This is a genomic window from Paenibacillus sp. N119s (genome assembly GCF_059447605.1).
The window spans coordinates 1-10,486 of sequence record NZ_JCAJRU010000186.1; the positions used below are offsets into that span (position 1 = coordinate 1).

At 46.8% G+C, this 10,486-nt stretch carries 10 protein-coding genes; 1 reads left to right on the plus strand and 9 read right to left on the minus strand.

Annotated elements, in window-relative coordinates:
• The 9 genes from AC5V8P_RS18785 to AC5V8P_RS18825 all read right to left on the minus strand — a co-directional run.
• Positions 1 to 907 (minus strand): peptidase U32 family protein (locus AC5V8P_RS18785; protein WP_495473773.1); only part of this gene is annotated, 907 nt, incomplete at its 3' end.
• A gap of 33 nt (positions 908 to 940) precedes the next feature.
• Complete coding sequence (locus AC5V8P_RS18790) at positions 941 to 1,870, minus strand: peptidase U32 family protein (RefSeq protein WP_064796848.1); 930 nt, start codon at positions 1,868 to 1,870, stop codon at positions 941 to 943.
• Positions 1,871 to 1,881: 11 nt separating this feature from the next.
• Positions 1,882 to 2,910: an endolytic transglycosylase MltG gene (gene mltG, locus AC5V8P_RS18795; RefSeq protein ID WP_064796849.1), complete on the minus strand. Its 1,029-nt coding sequence runs from the start codon at positions 2,908 to 2,910 to the stop codon at positions 1,882 to 1,884.
• A 96-nt stretch (positions 2,911 to 3,006) separates the two neighbouring features.
• A complete protein-coding gene (locus tag AC5V8P_RS18800) occupies positions 3,007 to 3,312 on the minus strand; it encodes a DUF1292 domain-containing protein (RefSeq protein WP_063212035.1) in 306 nt (101 codons plus the stop codon).
• Positions 3,309 to 3,611 carry a DUF1292 domain-containing protein gene (locus AC5V8P_RS18805; RefSeq protein ID WP_013311523.1) on the minus strand — a complete coding sequence of 101 codons (303 nt, stop codon included), beginning with the start codon at positions 3,609 to 3,611 and terminating at the stop codon, positions 3,309 to 3,311. The genes AC5V8P_RS18800 and AC5V8P_RS18805 overlap by 4 nt, the downstream gene beginning before the upstream one ends.
• Before the next feature lie 13 nt (positions 3,612 to 3,624).
• The gene (gene ruvX, locus AC5V8P_RS18810; RefSeq protein ID WP_063212034.1) at positions 3,625 to 4,041 is read right to left on the minus strand and encodes a Holliday junction resolvase RuvX; all 417 of its coding nucleotides are present in this window, start codon (positions 4,039 to 4,041) and stop codon (positions 3,625 to 3,627) included.
• 9 nt (positions 4,042 to 4,050) lie between these two features.
• On the minus strand, positions 4,051 to 4,311 hold the full coding sequence (locus AC5V8P_RS18815; protein ID WP_007431624.1) for an IreB family regulatory phosphoprotein: 261 nt from the start codon (positions 4,309 to 4,311) through the stop codon (positions 4,051 to 4,053).
• Between the two features lie 136 nt (positions 4,312 to 4,447).
• Positions 4,448 to 7,081 carry an alanine--tRNA ligase gene (gene alaS, locus AC5V8P_RS18820; protein ID WP_064796850.1) on the minus strand — a complete coding sequence of 878 codons (2,634 nt, stop codon included), beginning with the start codon at positions 7,079 to 7,081 and terminating at the stop codon, positions 4,448 to 4,450.
• A 350-nt stretch (positions 7,082 to 7,431) separates the two neighbouring features.
• Complete coding sequence (locus AC5V8P_RS18825; RefSeq protein ID WP_063212032.1) at positions 7,432 to 8,499, minus strand: AI-2E family transporter; 1,068 nt, start codon at positions 8,497 to 8,499, stop codon at positions 7,432 to 7,434.
• A 212-nt stretch (positions 8,500 to 8,711) separates the two neighbouring features.
• On the opposite strand from AC5V8P_RS18825, the gene AC5V8P_RS18830 reads away from it, so the two are divergent.
• The coding region (locus AC5V8P_RS18830; protein ID WP_495473774.1) for a methyl-accepting chemotaxis protein at positions 8,712 to 10,486 on the plus strand (1,775 nt) is incomplete at its 3' end.

A 10,486-nucleotide genomic window follows, 5' to 3' on the forward strand; every position in this document is an offset into this window, starting at 1 on the left:
AGACATTCACGACCGTAGCCACATAGTGGATGGACTTCATACGTCCCTCTACTTTAAAGCTGTCTACACCCACATCAATCAGATCAGGGATATTCTCAATCATACACAGATCCTTAGACCCCATAGAAAAAGCATTATCACTCTCTTCAAACAATGGAAGCTGGTTAACGCCGAGCTGGAACTGTTTTAGTACATTGTTATCCTGTGCCTCTTCCTCAGATATCCAAACCTCACCTGGGCGGGCATCTTCAAACAAATCATATTTCCAACGGCAAGACTGACAACAACCACCACGATTAGAATCCCGGTCTGTAAAGTGATTGGACAACACGCAGCGACCGGAGAATGAAGAGCACATCGCACCATGGACAAAAGCTTCGATTTCGATATCCACATGCTTTTTAATTTCTTCGATTTCCTCCAAGCTGGTTTCACGTCCTAGTACCACACGCGGCAGTCCCTCGTCTTTCCAGAACTTTACCGCTTGCCAATTCAGCGTGGACTGCTGTGTGCTCAAATGTACTTCTAATCCGGGAACTGCCCGCAATGCCACAGATACGATGGCCGGATCAGCAACGATAACCGCATGAATTCCCACTTCGTACAGATTACGCAGGTATTCCTCGATTCCGGCAATATCTTCATTGTGAGCATAGATATTAGTCGCCACAAGCACCTTCGCACCGTACTTGTTGGCGAATTCTACACCTTCACGCATTTCTTCAAAGCTGAAATTATCGGCGTTAGAACGCAGACCGTATTTTTGCCCACCAATATATACAGCATCCGCGCCATAGTGAACGGCAAACTTCAGCTTTTCTAGATTTCCGGCAGGAGCCAACAGCTCCGGCTTATCCAAACGATTTCGTTTACCTGTATATTTTCTCGTTTTGGTGATCGTTCCCATGACGTTCCCCCCTCTGTAAAATCATTTTTGTAATTAATAAACCTGCTCTTTGTAGAAAAATCCGAAGGAAAGTTCCCGTTCAGGGTCTTGCAGACGGCGCACTTCATCCAGCCAGCTTTCATCATAAACATAAGCATCTGGGTCGGCTGTATAACTATCTATTGCTTTACGATAAGCACGGACAACTGCCTCATTGTAAGCGGTAGGTTTCAACAAGCCCTCGATTTTAAAGCTATGCACGCCCGCCTCCATCAAAATATGCAGGTCCTCCATAATACAAAAATCATCCGAACTCATAATATGTGTACCGTTGATATCTTCATAAATCGGGAACTTCTCTTCCTGCCGCTCCGCTTCAATCAGAAACAAACCACGTCCTCTGCCGAGATCACCTTCTACCGTGCGACCCTGGTGCAGCATATAGCTTTGAACAAGCTTACGCTTGGAGTGATAAATATTAGTCATTCCATGTACCTGAACCTGTGCTTCTATATTCAACTTTGGAATCATTTCCGTAATCTCATCCATACTGAGCTCACGAGCCAAGATGACACGTGATGCCCCTTTTTCGCCCCAATAGTTGGCGGTTGCGAAGTTGGTAGAAATCATCTCTCCGTTCCAGAAAAGTTTCAGATGAGGAGCATATTCCTTCACCGCCATGAGCACTGCTGGATCGTTAAACTCAATGGCGTCTATGCCGCATTCAGCTATGGTCTGCACATACTTCGGAAGAAGTGGCAACAGCTCGTTCGTCATCAAATTCGTCATAGATACATATACCTGTGCAGCATGCTTCCGTGCTTCTTCCACAACCTCACGGATTTGGTCCGGTGTAAAATTTCCTGGCAACCGCATTCCAAAGCGGTCATCTCCAATCAGCAATGCATTAGCTCCAGCCTCCAGCATATGGCGGGCATCCTCCGGAGAGCTGGCAGTTGCCAGCAGTTCGGGTTTGTAAGCCATAGGCTCACCTCCTAATTTGTCTTACGGTTACTTACCTGAATGTTATGCAAATGTTCTTTATACGTTTTGGCAAACAAATGTTTATGTGTTCCATCTTTTTTAGTCACATAAAATAAATAATCTGTAGCTTTCGGCTCTAGAGCTGCCACTACTGATTTCAGACTGGGACTTGCAATCGGTCCTGGTGGAAGTCCCTGATGCATATACGTATTATACGGACTTTCTACAGCCAAATCCTTGTAATACAGTCGTTCCTTTTGCTTGTCCAGCATATATTGAACTGTAGCATCAATTTCCAGCTTTTTATCCTGTTGTAGACGGTTATAAATAACTCCAGCTACGATAGGCCGCTCATCATCTACAACCACCTCGCGCTCTACCAGAGAAGCAACCGTCAGCAACTGATGCAGTGTTTCACCTCGTTGCTGCAGGTGAGCATCCAAGTCAGAAATAGTATTCAGACGTTTTTGCGTCTGCTCTAGCATCGTCTGAATAATATCCTTGGTCGTGCTTCCTTTTTTCAGTTCATAGGTTTCTGGGAAAAGATAGCCTTCCAGCGCATAGCGAAGCCCCGCCTGCTTGGGTATGTCCCGCACTAGCGCGACGTCAAAAGCGGACGGATCGTTGGCTAGCTGCAAAAATTGCTGCCGGTCTGCCAGTCCTTCCTTTTGCAGCTTATCAGCCATCTGTCTAATCGTAAAACCCTCCGGAATTGTAAAACGAATCATTTCCTCTTTGACTACGTCCCCGTCCGATAGCTTGGCAATCAGCTGATCAAAGGTTAAGCCAGGCTTCGCCTCATATTTTCCAGCCTGAAATGCTTTGCCTTGCTGTTTGAATTTTACATAAGCCTTAAACACAAGCGCGTTACGTATAAGTCCTTTTTGCTCCAGCGTATCTGCAATAGCCGATGTTCCCGTACCCCTTACCACCGTAAAAGCAACGGGTTGTGTTTTCGGCTGAACAGGCTGCATGGCATTCCATATATAGAGGGTTGCACCTCCTGCTATACAAACAAGCAGTAGAAGCAACGTAAGCATCCTTGTCCTTCGCTTCACATCCACCCAACTCCTTCACAGCCAAAAAGGGCGGACTCGTCTCCGCCCTTTCAGGTTTGATCTCCTCGTTATCCAGACTTACAGCTCTTCCGGCAACGTACATTCGTCGTACAGCTCGGAAATATCTTCCCATTCATCGTCATCTTCAATGGTGGTGATGGAGATTTCGCCGCCTGTGGATGAGCTTACATGATATAATTCATGTTCGCCAGCAGCAGCACCAGGTCTACGCAAAACGGCGTACCGTTGCTCGCCTACCTTGAACTCTGCTTCCAACTCCATGCGTATCGCATGCCCCTGTTCATCCTGCAACTCTACATCGCCGTCAAACGCTTCCTTCAAATCAGAGGTCCAACTCAGGTCTTCACGTGAATAACTCGTCATTTCCCGTCTTCCTCTTCTTCTTCCTCTACAAATGTATTAAAGGTCTCTTCGACGATTTCCCATTCGGCATCGTCTTGGATCACAAACAATTTAATATCATCGCCTTCTTCTTCGTAGCGGAAGGCGTACACATCGGACTCATCAGCTTCAGGGTCCACTGGCGCAACCATCATGTACTTTGCTTCGGAACCATCTACCTCAAACTTCATAATGACCTCGAACTCTTCCTCGTTGCCCTCGTCATCGGCAATATAAATAATTTCCGGCTCTTCTTCCATACCCACTTGATTTTCAGCCATTACGAAATCCCCCTCACCTTGTACTGTGTGCGTCCAAATAATTTTGCAAGATCAGGCTTGCGGCCAGCTTATCTACCACCTGCTTGCGTTTTTTGCGGCTGACGTCGGCCTCCAGAAGCGCACGCTCTGCCGAACGCGTCGTCAGCCGTTCATCCCAAAGGTGAACGGGTAAACCCAGTAACTCCTTGAGCCGGTTCGCAAACTCAATGCAAATCTCACCGCGTGGACCCACGGTTCCGTTCATATTTTTCGGCAAGCCTACAACTACCTCGCCAATTTCATGTTCACGAACCAAATTTGCAATTTTACCGAACTCGCTGTCGTCACCACGTCGTTCTATGACTTCCAATCCTTGGGCGGTCCAGCCGAAGGCATCACTTACGGCGATCCCAATTCGGCGATCCCCGTAATCCAATCCCATTACTTTCATGCCTGTCTCCTAACGGTGCTTAGCGAGATAGAAACGAACCAGCTCTTCAATCAATTCATCGCGTTCTTTTTTACGCACCAGGCTTCTGGCATTATTATGCCTTGGCACATAAGCCGGATCACCGGATAGCAAATACCCGACGATTTGATTGATTGGATTGTATTCTTTTTCTACCAGCGCATCATATACGGTCAACAAAATCTCCTGAGCAGAAGCTTCCTTCTCATCCGCTTTGACATTAAATTTGACCGTTTTGTCCATGGAATCCATTGTTGACACCTCGCTTTTACAAAACATGTGTACATGTTTATGCCAGCTTATTCTTTTATATCATACCATAAGCAAAGCCCTTCAAGGAAATGTCTAAGTCCGTTTTTTTCCAAAAACCCGCAAAATTTATCGAACTTTATCCTTGTGAGGCCGCTGACACTAGTTCATGTGCACGTTGAAGTGCTTGGTCCAGCTTGCTTCCATCCTTGCCTCCGGCTTGCGCCATGTCAGGCCGTCCGCCGCCACCGCCGCCGCATACAGCCGCAATTTCTTTAACGAGTTTGCCTGCATGAAGCCCTGCCTTGGTAAGCTCAGCCGGGACAGCAACGACAAAATTAACTTTGTCGTCCATTGCAGCGCCTAACACCAGCACAGCTGTAGGAAGCTTACTTTTCAGCTCATCAGCAATAGCACGTAGCGCATCCATGCTCGAAGCCTGCACGCGTGCAGCCAACAACTGTACTCCACCAGCCTGCACAACTTGATCGGTAAGCTGACCCGCCTCAATAGCACTCAGCTTGCTTTGCAGTGATTCATTTTCACGACTGAGGTCTTTAATTTGTTGCTGCAAAGATTCGATGCGTTTTGGCACCTCGGACAGCTTGGATTTAACAAGCCCAGCCGACACTTTCAACAGCTCCAATTGACCTTCCATATACTCAAATCCAAAACGGCCGGTCACTGCTTCAATACGACGCACACCTGATCCGATGCCGCTCTCGCTGACAAGCTTGAACAAGCCAATTTGCGAAGTATTGCTAACATGACATCCTCCGCACAGTTCGATGCTGTAATCACCAACTTTAACGACACGTACGATATCACCATATTTTTCACCAAACAGCGCCATCGCTCCAAGAGCTTTGGCTTCATCAATTGGCTTCAGTTCAATCGTCACATCCAGCTGGTTCCAGATGGCACGGTTAACCCGCAGTTCAATATCCGTTAGCTCTTCTGGAGTAATGCTTCCAAAATGAGAGAAGTCAAAACGCAGACGCCCAGGTTCTACCAAGGAACCCGCCTGATTGACATGGTCACCCAGCACTTCTTTAAGCGCTTTGTGAAGCAGATGCGTAGCCGTATGGTTTTTCTCAATTTCTCCGCGTGAAGCCTGATCCACTTCAGCTTTTACCGTATCACCTACGTTCAGCTCACCGGCTTCTACGACAACCTGATGCACATGCTGACCTTGCGGCGCCTTGAACAATCCTTCAACCTTCGCGGTTACCGTTCCGCCACGCAGTAAGCCATGGTCACTCACTTGCCCGCCGCTTTCGGCATAGAAAGGAGTCACATCCAGCACGACCTGACAGGACTTCCCTTCACTAACACTGTTCACCAGCATATCATCATATACAATCGCCACAATTTTTGACTCAGTTACGAGGTCATTATATCCAACAAAATCACTTTTAACCGCCAGATCCGCCAAAGCTCCGCCCTGAATCTTCATGCTGGCATTGTCTTGGTGAGCATCACGCGCACGTTGACGCTGTTCCTGCATCGCTTCATCAAAGCCTTCACGATCTACTTTCAAGCCCTGCTCGTCCGCATAATCCTCTGTGAGGTCAAATGGGAACCCATACGTATCATACAGTTTGAAAGCATCGGCTCCGCTAATAACATTACGGCCTTCGGCCTTTGCCTGAGCACTGATATCGGCCAAAATAGCTAATCCGTCTGTCAGTGTTTCATGGAAACGCTCTTCTTCTGTTTTAATCACTTTGATGATGAAATCACGCTTGTCCACGACCTCAGGGTAGTATACGCCCATGATATCCCCCACAGTTTCCACCAGTTCAAACATAAATGGACGGTTCATGCCCAACATTTTTCCATAACGAACAGCCCGGCGCAGCAAGCGGCGAATGACGTAACCCCGTCCTTCATTGGAAGGAAGAACACCGTCACCAATCGCAAAAGTAACGGTACGAACATGATCGGCAATGACCTTGAGAGCCACATCACTGTCCACATTGTCGTTATATTTAACGCCTGCCATCGCAGCCGTTTTCTGGATTAGTGGCTGGAAGATATCCGTATCAAAGTTGGAATCGACATTTTGCAAAATGGATGCAAACCGTTCCAAACCAGCCCCTGTATCTATATTTTTATTGGGAAGCGGCGTGTAGCTGCCATCTTTGTTATGGTTGAATTGTGAGAATACAAGGTTCCACACTTCCAGATAACGCTCATTTTCTCCCCCTGGATACATTTCAGGGTCTGTCATGTCGCTGCCATAGGCTTCGCCACGATCATAAAAAATTTCCGTACAAGGTCCGCAAGGGCCTTCCCCGATATCCCAGAAGTTATCCTCCAACTTGACGATACGTTCAGCCGGAAGTCCAACTTTTTCGTTCCACAGCTTGTACGCTTCTTCATCCTCAGGATATACCGTTACAGCCAGACGTTCCGGATCAAAGCCGATCCATTTCGGGTCTGTAAGAAACTCCCATGCCCATGTGATGACTTCTTCCTTAAAATAGTCGCCAATGGAAAAGTTACCGAGCATTTCGAAAAACGTATGGTGACGGCGCGTTTTACCAACATTTTCGATGTCGTTCGTCCGAATACATTTTTGCGAATTGGCGATACGTGGATTTTCTGGTTTTACACGTCCATCAAAATAAGGCTTAAGCGGCGCCATACCCGCATTAATCCACAGCAGGGAAGGATCTTTATGTGGAACAAGCGGTGCGCTTGGTTCAATCACATGCCCTTTGCTTTCAAAAAACTCCAGCCATTTGGAGCGGATTTCACTAGCTTTCATATAAGTAGCCTCCTAATTATGGTGTCACTGGTTTCTGGCACAGGCCATAAAAAATAGAAAAACGCCCCTGAACGGATCAGGGACGATTGTATCGCGGTACCACCCTGGTTATCGCCGTCCCTTCTGTACGAAATGCCACATGTGCAAGCGCACACCAACATCTGCTTAACGGACGATCGATCGCCTTGTTTTCACTGGTAACGGGAGCATCCCGGCGGGTTCAGCCCGCACTCCGAAATGAGCTTTCCCTACTGGATAAACACATTTAAACATACTCAATTCAGTATATCCGTGTCATTTAGCCGTGTCAACGCGATTTCAGACAGCATGCATACAGGCTATATACGAAACTAGATCGTTTTTCGCTTCACATAATAGGCAAAAAAATGCTGCAGCCCTACCTTCAAAACCGCCATCACAGGAACTGCCAAGATCAAGCCAGTGACTCCTGCAATTTCCCCACCCACCAGCAGTGCGAAAATAATAGATAACGGATGCAGATGCAGCGTGCGTCCCACCACTTGAGGAGATATCACATTACTTTCTAACACTTGAATACAGGCATTAACGACTACGACTAATAACACCATTTTTAAGGAAACCGTAGAAGCCATAATGACTGCCGGCGCAGCGCCCAAAAAGGGGCCCAAATAGGGGACAATATTAAAAAGAGCCACCACTCCGGCCAGCAGCAATGCATAAGGCATGCCAATTAGCATATATCCGATATAAGCCATCACGCCAATAATGACACATACCAGCAATTGGCCCCTCACATAGTTGCCAAGGGCCTGATCAATTTCTTTAAGCACCGATACAATCGCCTTACGACGAGACCGCGGGAGATAAGATACAATCGTCCGTTCAAATACGTCAAAATCCTTTAAAATATAAAAAATAAGAAAAGGAACAATGAACACATTGAACAGTATATTGATCATCCCACCGATGTTGTCCATAAAAGTAGAAATCCCAGTAGCCATCCGGTTCTCCAGTTGAAAAAACCATTGGTTCATCCCGGTCCGTACTCCTTGAGGTAAAATACCGTTGTCCATATTGGTCATCAGTCCCTGTGCATGCATAGTCAATTCAGGCAGATGCTCATTCAGCTCATCCAGTTGTTCAATGAACATTGGAATCAGATTCATCAAGATTACAATAAGACTGGTCAAAAACACAGCGTAAATGAGCAGGACAGCTACACTACGAGGCACCTTTCGCCCGCCCAGCATACTGACTACAGGATTAAGTACATAGGAGATGATCATCGCTACTGCAAATGGAGCAATGATTGTTTTCAAAAATTCATACAAATGCAAAAACAAAGGTCTCAGCAGCCAGATAAAATATAGAATGACAAGTCCCAGCAGCGTCCATATGCCGTACCGGAACAGTCTACTTTTCGTTAATTGGTCCATTTTGTGCCCCCTTACCGGACTAGCCTCCTTTAAGTATATGCCTGTACCTCCACTTTAATCCTTCCCGCCAGTCCGAGATGTCCCATAAATAACCATTGTGAAAAATTGATGAAAATGGATGAAAACAATAAACAAAGTCCTACGATCTGACGATATAAGTACAAAGCACTATCCTAAGCTTTCACATTTCTGAAACATCGGGGGGTCGTTACATGAACTTAAAAATGAAGCTTATTCTTCTTTTCACTTGCATTGTAATCGTTTCAGCAGGACCATTATCCGTCATTAGCATGACAAGTGTTAAAAATCAGGCCAACCATGATATCCAAGAACTTATGAGCAGCAAGGCTTCCGAAACTGTCAATCAGCTTGATGGATGGACAGGTGGCAAAGCCGCAATTATTGAAACATTAGCTGCGAGTCTGCAATCCAGCGATATTTCATCAGATGCCAAATCAGCATCTCTGAAAGCAGCTTTCCGCAACTATAAGGATCAAAATATTTCCAACGTTTATGCAGGCTTTGAAGATGGTGCTTACTGGGATGGATCTGGCTGGTTCGAAAAAGGTTATGATCCTCGCACTCGTCCGTGGTACAAGGACGCCAAAACTAAGGGAGAAATGTATTATTCCTCACCCTACGCTGATGCAGGCAGCAACGACTTCACCATTTCCATTGCCAAACCCCTTAAAGATTCCAACGGCTCAATCACCGGCGTAGTCAGCGAGGATATTATGCTCAACGACATGACCAAAATGATCAAAGGCATAGACCTGAACGGATTGGGCTACGCATTTCTGATTGACCAAAAGGGAGTCGTAATCGCGCATCCAGACAGCAAGCTGGCTGGCCAAAACCTCAAGGAGACCCCGGAGTTAGGATCATCCACCGCGACCCTGCTTAGCACAGCCTCGGGAAAAACAGACTATAGCTACAACGGCAGTGACCGTCAGCTTTATTTTAAAAAAATGCCTAGCACAGGCTGGATTGTAGGCCTGTCTATTTCTAAAGATATTGCTTTTCAGGAGTATTACTCCACTCGTAATCAGTTGATTATTACGGTTGCTATCATTTTAGTCGTTGCTATGCTGCTGGCGACCTGGGCGGCCAACAACTTTATCAAGCCGATTCGCAGACTCCAAGCCAATGTCAAACGGATAGCTGAAGGCGATATGACCGCTCGTGTGGATATTAAGGGTAAAGATGAAATTGCCAGCCTGGGGACAGATTTTAACCTCATGTCAGACAATCTCACTCACCTGTTGCGTAAGGTATCAGATACAGCTAGCGATGTCAGTTCCGCTTCCCATGATATGCATCAACACGCCAAAGATACGGGAACCATTGCCTCACAAATTTCCAGTGCAGTTCAGGAGTTGGCTCAAGGAGCAAGCGACCAAGCTGAGGCCGTATATTCCGGTTCTGAAAAGCTGACACACATGACAGGCTCCATCAACCAGATTGGCGAAAGTGTCAAACGAACCCAAACTGCTGTATTCGAAACAGATTCTGCTGTGCTGGCCGGATATGAAACGGCAGAGCGTCAAGCGAAATTGGCAGCCGAGTCCAGACAAACCACCACTGCGGCAGGAGAAGCGGTAGATTCACTCACGCTGAAAACTCAGGATATTGAGCGGCTGGCCGGAGCCATCCACGATATCGCTGCCCAAACAAATCTGCTGGCCCTCAATGCATCCATCGAAGCGGCACGGGCCGGGGAACACGGACGAGGTTTTGCCGTCGTCGCGGGAGAAGTGAGAAAGCTAGCCGAACAAGCGGGCAATTCCAGTGACAATATCATGAGTAAGCTGGAAGAAATTAAAATTGCGGGAGTACAAAGCGCAGAGGAAATGAAGAAGGCTCTTGCTGTGACTGTAGAACAGGAACATGCTGCTATCGCAACGAGACAGGCGTTTGAATCCATACGTGGGGCATCTCAGCATATGCTTGCCCAAATTGAGGACGTTTCTGCCGCTGCAGATCATCT

Coding starts and splice junctions, on each gene's coding strand:
- AC5V8P_RS18790 (WP_064796848.1), bottom strand. CDS start 1,870: ATGGCTTACAAACCCGAACTGCTGGCAACTGCCAGCTCTCCGGAGGAT.
- mltG (WP_064796849.1), bottom strand. CDS start 2,910: ATGCTTACGTTGCTTCTACTGCTTGTTTGTATAGCAGGAGGTGCAACC.
- AC5V8P_RS18800 (WP_063212035.1), bottom strand. CDS start 3,312: ATGACGAGTTATTCACGTGAAGACCTGAGTTGGACCTCTGATTTGAAG.
- AC5V8P_RS18805 (WP_013311523.1), bottom strand. CDS start 3,611: ATGGCTGAAAATCAAGTGGGTATGGAAGAAGAGCCGGAAATTATTTAT.
- ruvX (WP_063212034.1), bottom strand. CDS start 4,041: ATGAAAGTAATGGGATTGGATTACGGGGATCGCCGAATTGGGATCGCC.
- AC5V8P_RS18815 (WP_007431624.1), bottom strand. CDS start 4,311: ATGGATTCCATGGACAAAACGGTCAAATTTAATGTCAAAGCGGATGAG.
- alaS (WP_064796850.1), bottom strand. CDS start 7,081: ATGAAAGCTAGTGAAATCCGCTCCAAATGGCTGGAGTTTTTTGAAAGC.
- AC5V8P_RS18825 (WP_063212032.1), bottom strand. CDS start 8,499: ATGGACCAATTAACGAAAAGTAGACTGTTCCGGTACGGCATATGGACG.